This window comes from Bacillus sp. ok061 (genome assembly GCF_900108285.1).
GTDB lineage: Bacteria > Bacillota > Bacilli > Bacillales > Bacillaceae_G > Bacillus_A > Bacillus_A thuringiensis_S.
This window is the reverse complement of sequence record NZ_FNUW01000001.1, coordinates 232,040-250,943: the sequence shown is the minus strand read 5'-3', so window position 1 is coordinate 250,943 and position 18,904 is coordinate 232,040. Positions and strand designations below refer to the sequence as shown.

Below are 18,904 nucleotides of genomic sequence, written 5' to 3'. Positions count from 1 at the left end.
CTATAGTTTAAATTTCTTGACTTTTAAGACAAATTCCTTTAATTTTCTATCGACAAAGTCATGTGAAATACATCGTATTTTGCTAATATTTTACACATCTCGATAAAAAAGGAGCTGTTTCCATGTTTACTAAAGAAAGTTATGCAGGATCTCGCGTGCAGCAATATGAGACAGTAATTAAACAACTGGATGCGTTATTAACTGGCGAATCAAACGTAGTCGCAAACTTATCAAATGCGTCCGCATTATTAAACCAATTTTTAGATCGCGTTAATTGGGTTGGCTTTTATGTAACAGAAGGAGATCAGCTTGTCCTTGGACCGTTCCAAGGAATGCCTGCTTGCGTACGCATTCCATTTGGACGAGGCGTTTGCGGCGTAGCAGCTGAAACGAAAACAACTCAGCTTGTAGCGGACGTTCACCAATTCCCAGGTCACATCGCTTGCGATAGTGCTTCTAATTCGGAAATCGTTGTACCGATTGTGAAAGAAGGAGCTGTCATTGGTGTACTTGACATTGATAGTCCTGAAAAAAATCGTTTTGATGAAGTAGATCAGCGCTATTTAGAAAAGTTTGTGGAGACACTCCTAAAACATATGTAAAAAGAAAAGAGCGAGTTATCGACTTAGTACGTCCTGTACAAAACCGATAGCTCACTCTTTTTTTATTGATTAACAGTAGATATTTTCTTTAATGCCTGCTCTAAATCAGAAACGATATCCTCCCACGATTCTAGACCGACCGATAAGCGTATTAAATTATCGAAAATGCCCATTTCTTTTCTTAGTTCAGCCGGAATCGCAGCGTGCGTCATCGTTGCTGGATGCTGAATTAACGTTTCTGTATCTCCTAAACTCACCGCAATTGTAATAAAGTGAAGATCATTAATAAACGCTTGCGTCTCTTCTTTTCCGCCTTTTACTGAAAAAGAAATAACACCGCCCCCGCGTTTCATTTGACGAGATGCTAACTCCCCTTCTGGATACCAAACCCCTTCTACCGCATCATGTTTTCTTAGGAACGATACAATTTTTTCTGCATTATCACAATGACGATCCATTCTTACTGCTAACGTCTTTAACCCACGTAATAATAACCACGCATCAAACGGCGCCATAATACCGCCGATATCCTTTCGCATCGGGCGAATCTTTTCAGCTAATGCTTTCGTTTTACAAATTGTTACGCCCGCTACAACGTCACCATGGCCTCCAATATATTTTGTCGCACTATGCACAACAGCGTCACAGCCAAGCTCAAGCGGTCTTTGTAAATAAGGTGAACAAAATGTATTATCAACAATAACAAGTAAGCCTTTTCGCTTCGCAACCCGAATCACTTGTTTTAAATCAATTAATTTCATTGTCGGATTAATTGGTGTTTCAACGAAAATAAGCTTTGTATTTGGGCGAATTTTATTTTCAATATCAGCCTCTGTCTCCATATCACAAAACGAATGCGTAATCATAAATTTTTCTTCTAACACTTCTAAAAAACCGTACGTGCATCCGTATAATCCATTTGAACAAATAATATGATCTCCAGCCTTTAAAAAACCGATTAAAGTCGCTGAAATAGCTGCCATACCAGATCCGAAGGCAAGTGCCTCTTCTCCTCCTTCTAACACCGCCATACGTTCTTCAAATAATTTCACAGTTGGATTTCCAAGCCGTGAGTAAATATAAGATGGATCCACTCCTGCGAAACTCGCCTCTCCTTGCTGCGCAGTCTCAAATGTAAACGTAGAGGTTTGAAATAAAGGTGGTGTTAAACTTCCTTTATGTTCCTCAGGTGTATAACCGTGATGAATTAACGCTGTCTCCATATGCTTCTTTTTCATAAAAACATCCCCTTTATGTTTTTATTACCGCATATTCACCAGTAAAAAACTGATGAACGTTTTTACTACATTTTATGTAAGCGTTTTATTTGTGTTTCTATCTCTTCTTTTATATTGTTTTAAATTCCTTCTTATATTAATTTCCAAAATTTATATGCATAAAACAAAAACGTACTCGCTTGACGAAACTCTGGGTAAAAGATATAATAGCGTTTGTGTAAAATAAAAAGGCAGCCTTGTAATGTGAGTTTATCGTTTGTATTTTGTTCCTCTACGGAGGTGTATCTCGTAACTCCCTGCTGCTGGAGCGAAGGTACATGAAAACAAAATGCCCGTAAATATCGATTACGTCTGTTTTTATTTTACGTAAATAAAAACATTTTTAAAGGAGGAGTCAACTATGGCTCGTTATACAGGTCCAGCTTGGAAACTGTCTCGTCGTCTTGGAATCTCTCTAAGCGGCACAGGAAAAGAATTAGAAAAACGCCCTTACGCACCAGGTCCTCACGGTCCTAACCAACGTAAGAAACTTTCAGAATACGGTTTACAATTACAAGAGAAACAAAAACTTCGTCACATGTACGGCATGACTGAGCGTCAATTCCGTCGCACATTTGACCAAGCAGGTAAAATGCCTGGTAAGCACGGCGAAAACTTCATGATCCTTCTTGAAGCTCGTCTTGACAACTTAGTTTACCGTATGGGCTTAGCTCGCACTCGTCGTGCAGCTCGCCAATTAGTAAACCACGGTCACATCATGGTTGATGGCGCTCGCGTAGATATCCCATCTTACCGTGTAAAACCTAACCAAACTATCAGCGTTCGCGAAAAATCTAACAGCCTTGTTGTTGTTAAAGAAGCGATCGAAGTTAACAACTTCGTACCAGAATACTTAACTTTCGATGCTGACAAATTAGAAGCTACTTACACTCGTCACGCTGAGCGTGCTGAGTTACCAGCTGAAATCAACGAAGCATTAATCGTAGAGTTCTACTCTCGTTAATCTCGGTACTCTGCAAAGAGTAGTATTAAAAGCCTTAGGAACCTTGTTTATCAAGGAGCCAGGGCTTTTTTTATTTGTTATTGATAATGCAAAATAAAGCATAAAAAAGAATAAAACTGGGGCTAAGTGGGGCTAGTTTGGGACCAAAAATATAAAAGGCTGGCGTGTGTATAGAAATGGATAAGTGCAAAAACAAATGATAAAAGGAGTTAATTGTTTTGAAAGAAAAATTCACCGAGATCCCTCTTCATGTACAAGACTTTCAAAAATTAAAAATGTTATTAGATGAATTGGTACAAGATGAAATAATGTTCATAGAAGGGGTTTCTAAGTATGCTTTAAATATTTCTTCTAAAGAACATAAGGTCACCATTAACCTTAGAAGTGAATTTTCCACCAATTCATACTTGGCGATCACCGCTATAAGTATTACCCCAAGCAATCAAGGTAAGGGGAGTATTGTTATTGAATGGTTTAAGACATTCGCTAAAGAACAAGGCTTCGAACGATTAGTATTACAGCAAGTCGTAACTAAAGAAGGTTACCACTTTGCATTAAAAAATGGATTTTCAAAACATGTTAGTCTGTACGAAGAAATGTTTGGAAAACCAAACAGTATTAACGGAGATTATGAACTACATTTAACGTAAAAAATAGGATAAAAAGTGAACGAATATTTTTGTAGTCGTTCACCTTTTACCTGGTGAATTATCTTATAACTTAGGTCTTTTCTACTTTCAATTATTTAGACGCCAATTCTAAGTTATAAAAAAACATGTTTATTTTAACCCTCCTTAAATCGAGTTTTCTATCTCCATATATTCAACTCTTGAATATGTATCAAGAGCCAGAGAAACATTTATCTGTATTTCCACTAACTGATCGGTTTCTTTTAACATATATAATAGAATTTGATTTGCACTTATTTGAATTGATAAATCACCACCATGCAATGTCTGTCTATATAATTTGGAATACAATTTATTAAAATGCGCATCCAATTTATTAACTATTGGATCCGTTTCTAAAATAACCTTATTCTCTGGATTTATCCTCACATTTCTTTCATTCAAAAAAACTCTTATCGTCGATATTAAAGCAGCTCCTTCTTCTCTTATTTCTTTTAATTCTTGAATTCTTAAATTTACTAGAGTAGTAGATTTTCTAGTTTTCTTTCCTTGTATCCATGTAACTACAAGAGAAATCACAGTTGAAACAAATGCTAAAAATGACACAATCGCAGCTACACCTGCCCACTGAAAAACACCACTTTTGTCAAAAAATATACTATACCACATAGCCTAACCTCCACATCTTATAATTAATTATAACAAAATTCAGATTTTCAAATATTAAATTTGTACTTCTTCCATTCCACAATAAAAACTCTCCCTTTTATTTTACATATCAAAATCATTAACATATAAACATTATGATATAATAATTATACATGTTACTTAAATGAAAATAAGCGAGGTTATTTAATCTTATGTCACTTAACGAAATGACAAATATATCTAAAATTATTCTTGCAGTCATAGGAATTTGGGGGATTTTAAAAGGGATTGGTTCATTCTACATAGAATCTTCCACTACCAAAGAATTCGATCAATTATTTAAAGATAAAAGTACACGAAAACAAATAAATATTTTTACATATTGCCAAGATATTCTTACCTTTGCAATATCCATATTCATTACTCCTGCATGTTATGTGAAATTTTTCATGCCCAATCTTATTCCCAACTACACCTTTATATTAGAACCACTGTATAATCTAAGCTTTTTATTATTTTTTTGGCTATTTTTTATACTTTTACCGATGGCACTTCTACCTCAAGTTAAACTAAATAAAGCCAGTTGGTTTAATCGAATTATAAGATTGATTGCTATGATCCACATGTTTAGTTTTATGTTTTCTTATTGGTGCTTTTTCCATGTAAATATTCCTCAAAGTAATAAATACAATTTTATACTAATTGCTATCGTTATTCCTTTATTTATGAGCTTCTTTTATCTATATTTAAGCAGACGATTCAATAAAACTTCTCAACCACAATACCTTATGAAAATCATAAGTGAAGAAGAAATAGCCAAGTTGCAACTGATACATAATTTTATTATCGATGATAAAAGAAGTGTTTTCCACGAAAGATACAAAGAGGAAGATGATATTTTTTACGTATGTGATTTTTCATCCAAGGTTTATCTAAAGTATTCAAAAATGAAAATAAGAAAAATCTCTTCAACCAAAATGTAACCAACCAAAAGGAGCATCCATTAGAGGTGCTCTTTCATTTTCGATACGGATAAGTTTTACCTTGAAGATTTTTTCATTTTTTCTTTTGATCTCCCTTATAAGTGAATGTAGTAGACAAAACTCCATCTTTCAAAATAGTTTTTCTAACATAATACACTAGGATTTCGACATCATTTGACGATTCTTCTTCTCCTTCACCATACCTCCAATATCCAGCTCTAAGTAAGAACTCAGAAAGGCCTTCTGGGATTAGAAAATCATAACCATCTATACTTACCTTTGTTACATCAATACCTTTTTAAATCAAATAAAAAAGAACCTACTCACAGCCAAGGAAATTCTCCGTACACTTCTAAATAATGTATCTTCAAATATTAATTACTTTTTGTTCTTCCATGTAAAATACCAGTTCCCAAACTTATCCACCCTAAATGTTAATAATGGTAAAATATCCTATATAAATATATTTTATTTGGTAGGAGGAGAAAAAATGGCGGTAAAAATGAAAACAGCTTACTCAAAAATGAAAAACCAAGATGTAACAGCTAAATATGTAGAAGAACACCCACAATTAAAAGAAGGATTAGAATGCCACAAATGTAGAAAGGATGTATCTCATAAAAATGGGCATTTTAGAGCGGAAGCATGGATTCCTACCCACTTCACGAGAAAACCAGGTGTAAATCATGAAGAATGGTGCAAATATAATACAATAGGGCAAGTTACAGTACTAGCAAAAAAATCTGATGATAACATTTTAGAAAGTGTTAAGAAAAATAAATTTACCTTTAGGTTAACTATGATTCATGAACCACTGAAAGATTTAGGGAAACAAAGTACCCCTTCCACAAATAAGAGCGGAAATACGAATCCCCCAAAAAATAAAAGCTATGTTTCTAAAGGAAAGCTAAGTTCCTATTTAGCAACAATGCAAAAAATTCTTGAGCTACGTAAAGCCGTAGAAGATGATGATTCAAATGAATTAGAATCATCTATAGAAATTCAAATGTACGGAAAGAAAATTAAATGGCCAAATTTTTATTATAATCAAGAAAAATACCTAGATGCTTATAACTATTTAAAATCTCCCGAATTCAAAAGACACCCTATCTGTATCGAAGGGATAGTAAACAAAGTCATCTCCTTTAAGCAAGGTGATCGTTACGCTGTAAATCTACGTTTTGGTAAAAAAGATAAAAACATAGAACAAATTCCTGCAGCTTCTATCTTGATTAGTCAAAATGATATCCCTTCTGAAACTTTTGAACCTGGTCAACATATCGTTGTATGCGCATTATGCACAGCGAATGAAGGTGAACAGAAAGACAACAACGGAAAAATTATAAATAAATACTTCAACATTCGCGCGTCATTATATCATAAAAATCAGTTAGTTATATTTAAAGAAGACGAAGAACTTTGATAAAATTAAAAATCAGCCAGCATGTAGGTTAATGAACATTTAAGCACTCTATTCTCCAGCTGCTCTGACCAATAAAAAGCTTACTGAATCACATAATCAGTAAGCTTTTTTGAATTTAGATAAGTTTGCTTTGAGGTAGATTAATGCCTTTAAACAATTCCTCAAAACGTAATATTTACAGTTGTTGCATAAAATTGGTATGATTTAGGTATCATTTTAAGGAGGTTTTTTTATGAGTTATGATTCAATTGCATCGATACAACGTATACAACAGTTACAGCAATCTGAAGCTGCTGCCGGAAAGAGAATAATCTTACAACGAATACCTACTCCCTTAGATTTTATATTGTTTATTACAGCAATTATCTTGGCTATCCCAACTCTTGTGATATCTTATATTTTATTTATTATCTATTATTCATACATAGTTAAAACATACGTAGTCAAGAATGTAGCTACTGGCGAGAAATTTAGAGTTGATAAACAGGATTTTAAGCAATATAAAAAGGATTTTAAAGCAAAGGAAAAAGAAATCAGAAGAATATCCGATTTAGAAACTAATACAGTCGAAATAGACCATGTTAACACGAACATCCACACTCATCATGAATCTAAAGTAGAAAATATCAAGGAAGAAGTGGTGGAAGTAATAAATACATATGTGGAAGAGTCTAGAACAGAAACTGAAGAAATCATACCCGAACAACAGACTTTAGAACAAGAATCGGAACCAATTCCAGCCCCTTTACCAATTGAATTAGATACCAGTAACTCCCTTACTTTTAATGTCGCAGGGGTTACTTTTGATAATGACAAAGGTAAAGATATACAGTCACTTCTAAAACGAATTGCGCGTGCAATTGCCAAAGAATATAATATTGAATCATACGGTGGATATACTAATAAAGAATTACTAGAAATGTGGGTAGAAGCATCTGAATTTGAAGATGTTGAATTTGGTGATTATATCTCATTTGTAAAAGATCCTGATAACGAATTCGATAAAAATGCTATTAAGGTAATTGTTAATTTAGACAATAAAGAATTTCACATAGGCCATGTACCTAAGAAGCAAAATGTTGAGATTGGTAAATTACTAGACTCAGAATCAATAACAAGTATTTCAGCTAATTTTGTAGGCGGAAAAACAAAATCAGTTGATTATGATGATGAAAAAGACAAAGACGTAGTTATAATTACTGAACTCACACTAGGAGTTTTAATCACTTTACGCTTCGAAGCTGAATAAAAACATTTAAGTCACACTCTTATGAGTTGTGGCTTTTATTATGTAATAATTTATAGATTTTGGTAGACATTTCACACCCCCCTTTATTTTTTTAAAATATTGTCTAACGATAGAGATGCCCCCTACGCTACCTATCCTCCCCAGACCCCTTTTCAAAAAAGTTGATAAGGGGGGCACTCTTTTTCAAAAAGAAAAACAGCCTCTCAAGTCCGTACTTGAAAAAGCTGTTTATAATAAAGAAAAACATCAATATAAAGGTGATTTTTCTTTGAATTTATATTCTAAACTACTAAAATAAAAGGCTACTCTTAATGGTCTTTTATTTTATGAAATTAACGGTTGAATAGCAGTAGCTATAGTAACTAAAGCGGACGAATTTTGTAAAAAACGTTCCAACCATTTGATGTATTTGTTAGATTTGTCTGCATCATTCTGTTGAACTGCGTCTTCTAATTGATTAGCAAATTCCATTGCTTGTTCTCTGTCCATCTCATCTTTAACCATTTCTTCAATTTCTTGTCTTAAATCAGCAAAAATATCTTTCTCTTTAGGTAATAATTCACCGATATTTATTGTATTTGTATTACTATCCGCTTGGATATTAATATTTGATTTCTCACCAAAGCTTGTCCCATTAAAACTTCGATTTATTGAACGACCTTCATTACTCAAATTCCCCACATCCTTACATATGACTAATTGTTGGATATTCAACTCAATGTGTGGTGGTAAATCACCAAGAGACAGTATCGGCTTATCAGAAGAAACTAACTCAACTATTTCTTGTGATTGTTTCCTATACTCACTAACACACGACTTTTTTTCTGACTTTTTTTTTTTGAATTCTTCTCTCATTGCTTCTCGATATTCTTTATTGATTTGGAATACCGGAAATATATTAGACTTCTCTACTTTAACGTATTCGCCACATATATCACATAGCAATTCTTTGTCAATTATTTCACTGTAATCCGTAACTAACTTAATACGTCGGAAACACATAGGCGATTCATAACCAGGACACTTAACTTCCCATAATAACTCTAATTCTCCAGATTCACATAACGATAATAAATGTTCAAAAATCAACTCCATAGAAAGAGTATCATCATATTTAGCCACTGAAGTTGGGTAGAAACTCTTCACAGGAGAAATCGCTAACGTCTCAACAAACTTATTAACTTGTCTCTTCGTTCTCCAATCAACTGTCATTCTACCCTACCTCCTTATCGTCATTTTAAACTTTTATAATTATATTATATCATATGGAACATTACCATATAATATTCGTTATTTTAAAACGCCTTCCTTCTTATTAACGCAGCATTTTATTTCTAACATATTGAATAACTTCCTCATTAGATGGGGTTGTAAAGTATACACTATTAGTTGTAATACCCACACGAACTGTAAATGATTTCTCCACTCCAGCAATTGGACGTGTAAATTTAACAAAGCCACCTTGATGTAGAAGATGTGGTCTTAAATAATCATATAGCGGGAAACTTCTTAAATCTCCTTGATTCACTCTAAGCCCAACCTTTTCCATTCCGCATAGTATTAAAGCTGTGAAAGGAAGCGTTAAAAAATGATCCTCAAATACTTCACCTGCTTCTCTTAAGTCCCTAATTAATTTTTCTTCATCATCCTGATCAAAAAATTCATTCAAAGAATTAAGTATAGTAAGAATTGACCTGTTGTGATCTCCTGTAAAATCATCCAGTAGATCCTCTAAAGCTGGTGTAGATGTAGTATCAATTAATTCTCCTTCTAATCTATCCGCAAATCTTTCAACATTATTTCCAAACGCTGCTAAAATGTTAATGGGTTCTAAAGTAACCTGTCTATTTATAAGCTGTGCTAAACTAGATGCTACCTTAGATGCACTTCTCGAATCAGCTCTTACTTCAATAATTCCCTCATCTTCATTAATATAAACATTAATAACACTAGGCTTTGGAACTATACGTATATCATTTAATGCAACATCTCTTCTTGTTCCACTATTATAAACGTACCTTAAGTAATATTCCGACTCCGTTCTTCCTCCAGCTGCACAAAATAATATAGGATCACTTGTCAAAGCATCAGGCGTATATTGTCTAATATTTTCAAAAGGATTAAAATTAGATCGTTCAATAATAACATTCTTAATCCCTTTTAAAGCTTCCTTATTTTCAAGTTCAAACCATGTTACAGAAGTTTTACCTGCTAATAATTTATCCTCAACTCGCTGCAAGGATTCACTATCTTGTCTAACTCTTATTTCATCCCAAATTCGCTTAGCTAAATCAAAAGATGCTCCACCATTATCTAAGCCAAGATCAGTACATATATCTACTAATTCAGGTTTAGGAAGCTTCATAATATCACTTAATACAATAATATCTCTAATACGATGCATCTTACTCCTCCTAAAATTTTCTAGTACATTTATAATATCATATTTAGCTAATCAAATGTCCTTTCATCAAACAATCCACAAATACTTTTTTATAAATCATTTAATCTTCTTACTTCTACATAAATAAAAAGCAACATGCCATTTTTTACGACAAGTTGCTTTTCATAATTAATTATTTAATCTCCAAACGATACACAGTGGGTTCTACCTCTGAATAGATTAACTTCCCATCAAGAAGATTGTATAATTTCAATCCTACTTCATTAACATTCGTATACATTTCCCTCATAATTTCAATTTCCAATCCATCTGAATTTTTTTCAAACGTTAACCTTCAGTAACTAATGTATCGTTTACTTCTTTTCCTTCTACATCAATCGCTGGATTTTTAAGGCCTTTTTGTTTACCACTCTTTTTCGACGGGTCCAGGACATCAACTCTCTTTTCAATCTTCACTGAATAGTCGACTCCAAATATAGGAGATTTTAAATTACCCCATTTTGTACTCATTTCCCATTTTCTATAAATCTTGTTTTCTACATAACGTAACACTTCATTTACTCGCTGATCTTCTGATTCGTTCGGATCATCATAGTAAAAAATATATTTGTCATTAGGTCTGAAGTTGCTTTTGTTACGTGATAAAGCATTCTTTAACCAGTTTTTAAGTTGTTCGTCCCTTTCTTCCTTTAATAAATCCATACGACCGAATAATAATTTCCCTGCATCTGTTAGCGGCGTTAGTTCAATATCATAAGTATGATAAGCATGTTTTCTTTCGCGTGCTGATAGAATCTTTTCATATAATGTAATCATTATCGTAATACCTCCGATTTCGTAGATGTAACCATTTCATATAGTTCACAGTAATACCCTCCGTAAGTCTCGTTACAATGCATTAACTTTCTGTGAGCTTCATGCATTTCATTTAGTTCTACATTAATAGCGGCAACTTCATCAGCAATAGACGTTTCTAAGTCATTTTTTCGTTTGCGTAACTCGATATACCGTTTGTCCATTTCTTTGATATCTTTCTTAATCACTTTCGCCGCCTGGACTTTGTCTTCTTCGCTAAAAATAACCGTTGGCGTGTAACCGAATTTACTTTCGGCTGCATACTCTTTTTTAGTTCTTCAACGATCTTTGTAATATGGTCATATTCATCACGTGACGTAACGTTTCTTTGACACTCTTCTGCTAATTTTAGCTTTTCTAGGACCGGAAGGCTTCTTTCTTCTGTTTCGATTCGTTGATAAAATAATTCTTTCAATTTTAAACTATTTTCTAAATGTGCCATGTTTTCATGACCTCCTGTTATATTATTTTATATATATAAAGTTCTTCATCTTCTTCGGTCTCTTCAATGTCTATACCTAAAAACTCCAGTAACTTTGACATTGACGTAATAACTTTTATTAATTCCGTAATAGAATCATTCTTTTTGACTGATCCCGTTAGCAACTAATACAGATACGCCACGTTCTTCAATATCAGCAATCAAATTGTTTTTAATATCCCACATTGCCATGTAATCTTCAACTAAATCAAGAAAATGTCCGTGAATGACACCGTTTGACCTCATTTGACCTAGTAAATCGTCACGGATCTTATCTCGTAAGTTAGTATGTTCTTTTAATATTTCTTTCCAATGTCGCTTACGCCAGGTATCTCGGACAGTAGTTTCAGCAACGCCATATTTTGTAGCAATATCAGCGTATGGCATGCCATTTTTATAGTCTTCAAAAGCCAATTCATAGTTTTTTTTCTTGATTGTCACGGTATCACCACACTTTCATTAATTAATTTAGATATCGAAATAACATGCATTTTTCTCCGTTCCGCGCGCGAAAAGCAAAAAATAAAAAGACAAATCTCCCCCCCGCGTTGCTCGGTCCCCCAGCAAAATTGTTTCTATATTTTACCCGGGGGTGTTATAGAAAAATTTATTTTTAATTTTTGTTTACAAATGAACAATTCAATTCTTGTTTAATTAATTAAATAGCTTTTAAAACATTTTATTTTCCTTCCACAGTTCTTTATCCTCCTGCCTTTAATCTCTCTGCAAACTTGATTCTTCTCATAATCTCAGCATGTTTCACTTTAATATAATGCGTACTGTAATTTAATTTGGCTCCTATGCCTTCTAACGTCATTCCATTAATATATTTCAGCTTAAGTATCTGTTGTTCTAAGTTTTTGTAATTACTCACCAATTCAACGAGCTGTTGCAATTGTTCTTTCTTAGATGTGAGCTCATCCTTAAGTTGATCCAGTATCTTTTCCGTTTCTTCATTGCCTGTATTAATTGATAATATATCTTTACCCCATTTGCTCTGACGTTTTAATTCAGCATGTATTCTATTTAACTTGTATTCCAAATAAATGATCTCTGTTTCTAACATTTGATAATCTTTAAGGCAAACCAATTACGTATCACCTACTTAGGTTCACTCTTTGTAACAACCTCTCTACCCGATAGTTTCATCTTCTTAAGGACATAACCTGTACGAATATAAGGACTATCTTCCTCAAAACAATGTGCATCCCTATGTCCTTCACCTGTTCCATGATGATGAAACTTTCTACAGTACTGACACCATGTACTAAGATTTCCTTTTTCATCACGTTCAATTGCTAATACGATTGGAGTTTTTTTTGAAGTCATTTCTACACATCCTTGTTTATTTATGTTTTGGTAACAAGGTAACACCGATGGTAACGTATTTCTCCAAGTTTTCGTTACCCTATTAAACCTTACTCTCCCAACGGTTTTAACCTTATTTTTTGAAAAGGTAACAAGAGTAACACTTTTTTTGAACATGTACTGTATATTAGCTTTTTAGTTTTTTTATAGTTTTCTAGTAAAAAGACATAACCTATATTTTCTTGTTACCTTTGTTACTTTTGTTACCTTTAACTATCAATCCCTTGTGGCTCTAGGGTTTAATGAGGTAACAAAAAGATAGAATCCATCATCATTTTTGTTACTTTTGCTACTGCATTTTTTAATGCACATTTGTTTCCTCATGAAAGTTAAATCCTAATTCATTGACAATATCCATATTTAAAAATATCACTCTGACATTCTTACCCTTGTGTTTTACTTGTTTATAGTCAACAATTTTATCCTTATCTTCTATTGAAGAAGTGATGCCTCGTTTTAGCCATTCTCTACGTGTTGGCTTTTCTTCTAATCCTAAAAAGTCCTTTACATAAGCTGGTGTCAAAAACAATTGCCTTTGTTTATCCTTATAAATCGCTTTAATAATTTTAGGCATATAATCATAAAATATATCCTGTCTACTACTATCCAAATCAGAAAGTATTTCTTCTAAAAACTGCATAGGCTTGTCTATTGCTTTATTTTCTTCTGCTATATCATCAAATAATGAGGAAATAGCTTTTAGATCAATATCGAAATCCAATTTGCTCTTTAGTATACTTCCTGTAAAATGGACTGCAGCATAATATCCAGCTAATCGGCTTAATACTTCATTATCTTTGGATTTATCTACATAGTGTTGTCTAAACTTGTGATACTCTGGAATAAGCTCCTTTTTATGTTTTAACCAAACTTTTAAGAAATCTATTCCTATCGCTCCGTAGTTGTTTTCTAATGCGACATGTAGTGCCATAATATTGCTATGATCTTTCTTTAATGGCTGGTCAACTAGCGGAATAATTCTAGCAGCAGCTCCACCTTGATTTTTTGCATATTCGTTTAAAGTTACTTCACCTGTACTTAGTAAAATATTATGCCAAGTAAACTCCTTCTGACTTCCTTTTAAACTTCCTCTTCCTTTTGAACGTCCTCCACTGAAAGAATAAATAACATCTTTTAAAATACGTTCATCGGCTTTCCGTGTATCATCCATTAATAAAGGAAAACTGTTTAAATATGCTGATTTTCTCTCAATAGATACTTTTGTAGCATTCCACTCACTCATTAAGCTTTCATTACCCCAAACACTTGCAGCCACTTTTAATGTAGTAGTCTTGCCCTGTGAGGTTGTTCCACTTAAATCAACAATGAAAGGTTGTAAACGTAAATCCTTTATAATAACACTCGCAAAACTAGAAAGAACAAAAAATACTGCCTTGGGATGCTGTTTAATTCGTTCAAACACTTCTGTTTTCCAAGTATCACTTGTTCCTCTCACTTCAAAGGCTTCAAGTAGTTGTTTCTCACCATGATCTATCGCCATAATCTCAACATCTTTAGTAACTAAAGGATGGATAAAAGTATCCTTTATATGTCCTAAACGTTCTACCGCATAATGTTGTTCTATATTATTAGCCAATAGATATTGATCAAAATAAGCAATGATTTTCTTAACATTATTATCATTAACAGAAAAACCTTTATCACTTAGTTCTAGTAATTCTTTTCTAACAGCAATAGTAGAAGCTGGTACAACTTCACTTACAGTTCTATTGCTTTCCTTCCATTCAATTTCATACAGAACCTGTGAACGTTCTATGTTATGGAATTCCTTTGTAATATATGGTGTTTTGCGAGATATGAGTTTTGTTATCTCATTTCCATCCTTATCCTCTCTCGTCTCAAAAAGTGTACCTTTATTTCCTACTTTAAAAGGCTTAGGAATGATTTTATTTTCGTCTTTACCTTCGGCATGCGTTTCAAAATTATTGTCAGATATATGCTGTCTTTTTGACTGGTCTGGTTTCCATTGAATAGCTGACTGCGTAAGGGTCTTTAATTCGTTATAATGAAAATCAGTTTTATCTAAAAGAAAATACTCATATATAAGCTCCATTGCCTGCATTATTTCCTCGTTAGGAACATTCCACGCTTTTAAATGTGTAGCAAACTTATACATTGTGTCATTTCTGCTCCCTGAGCTTTCTATAGGTACTGGAAACATATAATCTTTAGATTTATCTGTATTTCTAACAGGTATTAAATAGTGTGGTAATTCGTCCAGCTGATCTATGCTATTAGTTGCTATGTAGCGTCCTTCTGTATTGTTTGTAGGAAAAACAATATACCCTGCTCCAGCTGTACGGGTATCAATAACCACACCTATTTGAGAGAAAAATTTCGTAATCTGTTTAATGTCTTGTGTCCTTTTCTCTTTAGCTGCAAAAACAAACTGCCACCCGTTTGGTGTTTTAATCGAATGGTGATGCCTGTTTTCTCCTTCAAGCAAATCTTTCACAAGTTCTCCTTGAACCCGGTCATCCACATCTATGATAATCCGCTCCTGGGGAATAACTGCTCCAATCCATCCGCCTTGGTTTATCCATTTATTTATTTCTAAATCATCTAATCCCTGGCTATCTTTCCACTTACAAACTGGCGTTTTCGCTTTTTGATACCCTTGATTTCCATTTGCATATCCAGTAAGCTTGATAATTTTTGCTCCAGGTAACATTTCATCAATTCTTGTTATATAGTGCGGCATGGTAACTTTCAAAAATGAGCACCTCCTTTTCTCTTCATAATGTTTTTAAAATCAAATGTCATACTTGCTTTAATATTCGATTAATTTCTTTTAAAACTTTGATCGCTTTTGGATCACCGTTTTCCGCTTTTTCTAAAATCATATGTAACTTGTCTTCACGTATTTCAGCAGTTGTCATTAACCTATTCACCTCAATTGCTTCCAAATCGATATTGCTACCAGATATCAATCAATTTGAATTAATAATCATTATCCACCTATTCTTTTATGAACCTAGTTTCCCATGCATATGCCAGCCAAAGCGTTATCGTCTACCAATCGTTCACAATTTCTTCTATTACTACAAGCGCTTGCTTATAAAACCACCAGCGCTTTCTATTACGACGTCGCTCAATAACGCGCATCCTTGGATCAGATAAAATCTCATCTTCTAGGAATCTCTTACTCATTGATGTAATTACTACTAACTTTTCAAGATCAACCATCAATAAGGTTTCGTGAAGTTGTTGATCTATTTGCTGCAGTATGTATTCCTTAATGGCTTTTTCATCAATATTAACTTGCACATTTGTAGGAATCACCACTATCACCTCTTTCACTCTATTAATTAACTACACTTCTAATTTTTCATAGTTTTGCATAGCTCCATTCATTAACCATGTTTCAATTGTTGGACGGTGAAAAAGTATTTTTCCCCTGATTCTCGCATAAGGAATTTCATTCATACGAGTCATCGAATACACGGTTGTTAAAGAAACATCTAATAATTCTGCAACCTCTTTGACAGTCAATGTTATTTTCTGCATGTCTCCCCTCCGTTATTGCTGTTGCAATAAATATAACACCATTTTATTGCTTTTGCAATAACTTGCAATAATTTATTATATTTTTTATATTCCATTGCAATTGCAATAATAAACAATTATTATTTGTTTTAAAGGAGTGATGTAATATGAACGAAAAAAATATTGGTACGTATATCAAAGAATTAAGAATGCAGAAGAAAATGACTATCTCTAAACTTTCCGAAACATCTAACGTTTCTCAACCATACTTGTCACAAATTGAAAGGGGCCAAAGAAAGCCCTCATACGACATTATTAAAAAATTGTCTGAAGCTCTCGAGATTGACTTTTATGAATTAGCATGGAGAGCCGGATTATACACAGATGCTGAAATACAACAAAGAAGAGAAATAGAAGCATTTTATAATTCCATGACACCAGAAGAAGAAGAAGCATATATAGAAAAACAAGGTAAAGATGATCTCCTGTGGGAATATCGCAGACTACACTATCCTGATTTAAAAATACTTTTAAATGGGGGCAATGTATTTTTTGGTGGCAAATCACTAAATTATGAACAGAGGGAAACAGCTACAAAAATATTAGAAGTTTTATTTGAAAAACTTGAAGTAAATTGCCCTTCAGATGAGGACATTGAAAAGGAATATGACCATATGAAGAATTTTAAGTTTACATTTTCAAACCAAGATTCATCTGATCGTGACAAAGATAAATAACACCAATTCAACACTTACCCATTCCTATGCATACGCCAGCCAAAGCAATGAAAGGAATGGTAATAGTGAAGTTGCACAAATCAGCAAAAGAGCCCGAAATATACTATTATTTCAATTCAAAAAATGAAAAACTGTGGATGTATCGTCATAAGTATTATGACAATATAGGAAAAAGAAAAGAGAAGAAAAAAAGTGGATTTACATCAGAAAAAGCAGCTCTCAAATCTCTTTTAGAAGTAAAAGCTGCTACAATACGTGGTGAGTCTAAACAAGTCGAACATGATCAAATGACTATTGGAGAATGGTTGGATATTTGGTATAACACTCATAAAAACAGTTGGAAACCAACATCTAGGGCGCAACGTGAAATGGCCATTCGCTTACAAATGAAACCATTGCTTGGCCGTTACAAGTTGCAAACATTAGATAGAACCACATATAAAAGAGAATTTTTGAATGTACTTGAAAAGAAATACAAGCCAAGTACAGTTCATTTATTTCACACCCTATTCAAGATCGCTATTAACGCAGCTGTAGAAGATGAAATATTGTCTCGTAATCGCTTCACAAAAATTAAACTTTCAAACCAGGAAACTGTTCAAGAAGAAAAAAACAATTATTTCACGCCTGAGCAATTAGTTGAATTTTTAAAAGTAGCGAAACAAGAAGAAAACACTACAAACTACACATTTTTATTAACCGTTGCATACACAGGAATTCGTAGAGGCGAAACTTGTGGTTTGCAATGGAAAAACATCGATCTTGATAAAAAAACAATTACTATTGAACGTACCAGGGATAATAAAGGTGTACGATCACCAAAAACAAAAAATAGCTATAGAACAATTTTAATAGATGATGTATTAGTAAATCAATTAAGTATATACCGGAAATGGTGCATGGAAACAATGCTATCTTTTGGATACAAACTGCAGGATGAGTCCTTTGTATTTACATCATATCAAACTGGGAAACCTATAACAGATAGCAGTATCCTCTATGCATTTAGAAGAGTATTAAATAAAACAAACCTTCCTTCGATAACAATACATGGGTTACGCCATACACATTGCACCATATTATTAAATCAAGGCTTAAATGTGAAAGTAATTGCCGAACGTTTAGGGAATACTCCACAAATGATTTATGAAATTTATGGACATGTATTAAAAGAAATGGAGTCCATGTCAGTAGAGTTATTTAGCCAGAGTTTAGCAGAAAGCGGGGCTAAATTTGGGGCTAGTTAATAATAAATATGCTATGAATACTGATATAATAAGGCTTTTTAATACTAAAGAGTTCTACTCTCGTTAATCTCGGTACTCTGAAAAGAGTAGTATTAAAAGCCTTAGGAACCTTGTTTATCAAGGGGCCTGGGCTTTTTTTATTGAATATAACCCGATTATATGTATAGAAACAGACCAATGTAACAAAATAAAAAAGAACTGCAAGTCTATAGTTAATAAAACTTAACCCTCTCTCTAGAATTTCATTCGTTTTTTATCCACATTAATAAAAACCTCTCCCTTCTTCTAACACTTAAAAACACTACATTCTATCCCATAACTCATTTTTCTTTGCTGTACTCTCCTTTTGTTAACATTATTTTTACAACGTATTTATTTGCACATAATCTATATCTTCCCTTTTCTATTTACATTAAACCTTAAAAACCTCTTCATCACTCGAGCATCCGAATGAGATTAAAAAACTTAATAAACGAGTACCTCTTTAATCGTTAAATCATTAGAATATTCCGTTTACAACCCCTCCCTTA

19 protein-coding genes and 2 pseudogenes are annotated in these 18,904 nt (G+C 33.3%); 8 read left to right on the top strand and 13 right to left on the bottom strand.

The features are described from left to right. The first annotated feature begins 122 nt into the window (after positions 1-122). The gene (locus C4S65_RS01460; RefSeq protein WP_103945110.1) at positions 123-602 is read left to right on the top strand and encodes a GAF domain-containing protein; all 480 of its coding nucleotides are present in this window, start codon (positions 123-125) and stop codon (positions 600-602) included. 62 nt (positions 603-664) lie between these two features. Here C4S65_RS01460 and megL read toward each other — a convergent pair whose 3' ends face one another. Continuing rightward, positions 665-1,840, bottom strand: a complete 1,176-nt coding sequence (gene megL, locus C4S65_RS01455; RefSeq protein ID WP_000726565.1) for a methionine gamma-lyase — start codon at positions 1,838-1,840, stop codon at positions 665-667. A gap of 400 nt (positions 1,841-2,240) precedes the next feature. Here megL and rpsD point away from each other — a divergent pair, with 400 nt between their 5' ends. Further along, positions 2,241-2,843: a 30S ribosomal protein S4 gene (gene rpsD, locus C4S65_RS01445; RefSeq protein ID WP_000135320.1), complete on the top strand. Its 603-nt coding sequence runs from the start codon at positions 2,241-2,243 to the stop codon at positions 2,841-2,843. Positions 2,844-3,061: 218 nt separating this feature from the next. Further along, positions 3,062-3,493, top strand: a complete 432-nt coding sequence (locus C4S65_RS01440) for an N-acetyltransferase (RefSeq protein ID WP_103945109.1) — start codon at positions 3,062-3,064, stop codon at positions 3,491-3,493. Positions 3,494-3,637: 144 nt separating this feature from the next. On the opposite strand, the gene C4S65_RS01435 is transcribed toward C4S65_RS01440, so the two are convergent. Next, a complete protein-coding gene (locus C4S65_RS01435) occupies positions 3,638-4,141 on the bottom strand; it encodes a hypothetical protein (RefSeq protein WP_000270403.1) in 504 nt (167 codons plus the stop codon). A 191-nt stretch (positions 4,142-4,332) separates the two neighbouring features. On the opposite strand from C4S65_RS01435, the gene C4S65_RS01430 reads away from it, so the two are divergent. Then, positions 4,333-5,103, top strand: a complete 771-nt coding sequence (locus tag C4S65_RS01430; protein WP_103945108.1) for a hypothetical protein — start codon at positions 4,333-4,335, stop codon at positions 5,101-5,103. A gap of 73 nt (positions 5,104-5,176) precedes the next feature. On the opposite strand, the gene C4S65_RS35045 is transcribed toward C4S65_RS01430, so the two are convergent. After that, positions 5,177-5,395 carry a hypothetical protein gene (locus tag C4S65_RS35045; RefSeq protein ID WP_080546884.1) on the bottom strand — a complete coding sequence of 73 codons (219 nt, stop codon included), beginning with the start codon at positions 5,393-5,395 and terminating at the stop codon, positions 5,177-5,179. Between the two features lie 198 nt (positions 5,396-5,593). Between C4S65_RS35045 and C4S65_RS01420 the strand changes: the two genes are divergently transcribed. Continuing rightward, positions 5,594-6,526, top strand: a complete 933-nt coding sequence (locus C4S65_RS01420) for a hypothetical protein (RefSeq protein ID WP_103945107.1) — start codon at positions 5,594-5,596, stop codon at positions 6,524-6,526. Positions 6,527-6,758: 232 nt separating this feature from the next. Next, positions 6,759-7,775, top strand: a complete 1,017-nt coding sequence (locus C4S65_RS34210; RefSeq protein WP_181032122.1) for an HIRAN domain-containing protein — start codon at positions 6,759-6,761, stop codon at positions 7,773-7,775. A 324-nt stretch (positions 7,776-8,099) separates the two neighbouring features. On the opposite strand, the gene C4S65_RS01400 is transcribed toward C4S65_RS34210, so the two are convergent. From C4S65_RS01400 to C4S65_RS01350, 10 genes and pseudogenes are all read right to left on the bottom strand, one after another. Further along, on the bottom strand, positions 8,100-8,987 hold the full coding sequence (locus tag C4S65_RS01400; RefSeq protein WP_103945105.1) for a hypothetical protein: 888 nt from the start codon (positions 8,985-8,987) through the stop codon (positions 8,100-8,102). Between the two features lie 103 nt (positions 8,988-9,090). Continuing rightward, positions 9,091-10,179, bottom strand: a complete 1,089-nt coding sequence (locus tag C4S65_RS01395) for a hypothetical protein (RefSeq protein ID WP_103945104.1) — start codon at positions 10,177-10,179, stop codon at positions 9,091-9,093. Positions 10,180-10,506: 327 nt separating this feature from the next. After that, on the bottom strand, positions 10,507-10,995 hold the full coding sequence (locus C4S65_RS01385; RefSeq protein ID WP_103945103.1) for a hypothetical protein: 489 nt from the start codon (positions 10,993-10,995) through the stop codon (positions 10,507-10,509). Further along, positions 10,995-11,476: pseudogene (locus C4S65_RS35645) on the bottom strand (DNA repair protein Rad50). The gene C4S65_RS01385 and the pseudogene C4S65_RS35645 overlap by 1 nt, the downstream one beginning before the upstream one ends. A gap of 17 nt (positions 11,477-11,493) precedes the next feature. After that, positions 11,494-11,902, bottom strand: a pseudogene (locus C4S65_RS01375) (hypothetical protein). Positions 11,903-12,215: 313 nt separating this feature from the next. After that, positions 12,216-12,605, bottom strand: a complete 390-nt coding sequence (locus C4S65_RS01370; RefSeq protein ID WP_103945102.1) for a sigma factor-like helix-turn-helix DNA-binding protein — start codon at positions 12,603-12,605, stop codon at positions 12,216-12,218. Positions 12,606-12,616: 11 nt separating this feature from the next. Beyond that, positions 12,617-12,844 (bottom strand): hypothetical protein, encoded by a 228-nt coding sequence (locus C4S65_RS01365; RefSeq protein ID WP_103945101.1) that lies wholly within the window; start codon positions 12,842-12,844, stop codon positions 12,617-12,619. Between the two features lie 340 nt (positions 12,845-13,184). Beyond that, positions 13,185-15,617, bottom strand: a complete 2,433-nt coding sequence (locus tag C4S65_RS01360; RefSeq protein WP_103945100.1) for a DUF927 domain-containing protein — start codon at positions 15,615-15,617, stop codon at positions 13,185-13,187. Positions 15,618-15,916: 299 nt separating this feature from the next. Continuing rightward, complete coding sequence (locus tag C4S65_RS01355; RefSeq protein ID WP_103945099.1) at positions 15,917-16,186, bottom strand: hypothetical protein; 270 nt, start codon at positions 16,184-16,186, stop codon at positions 15,917-15,919. Positions 16,187-16,216: 30 nt separating this feature from the next. Next, a complete protein-coding gene (locus C4S65_RS01350; RefSeq protein WP_002165827.1) occupies positions 16,217-16,411 on the bottom strand; it encodes a helix-turn-helix domain-containing protein in 195 nt (64 codons plus the stop codon). 146 nt (positions 16,412-16,557) lie between these two features. Here C4S65_RS01350 and C4S65_RS01345 point away from each other — a divergent pair, with 146 nt between their 5' ends. Both C4S65_RS01345 and C4S65_RS01340 read left to right on the top strand, forming a co-directional pair. Next, entirely contained in the window at positions 16,558-17,127 is a 570-nt protein-coding gene (locus C4S65_RS01345) for a helix-turn-helix transcriptional regulator (RefSeq protein ID WP_103945098.1), read from the top strand. A 26-nt stretch (positions 17,128-17,153) separates the two neighbouring features. After that, positions 17,154-18,374, top strand: coding sequence for a tyrosine-type recombinase/integrase (locus tag C4S65_RS01340; protein WP_103945097.1), 1,221 nt, complete (start codon positions 17,154-17,156; stop codon positions 18,372-18,374). The last annotated feature ends 530 nt before the right edge of the window (positions 18,375-18,904 follow it).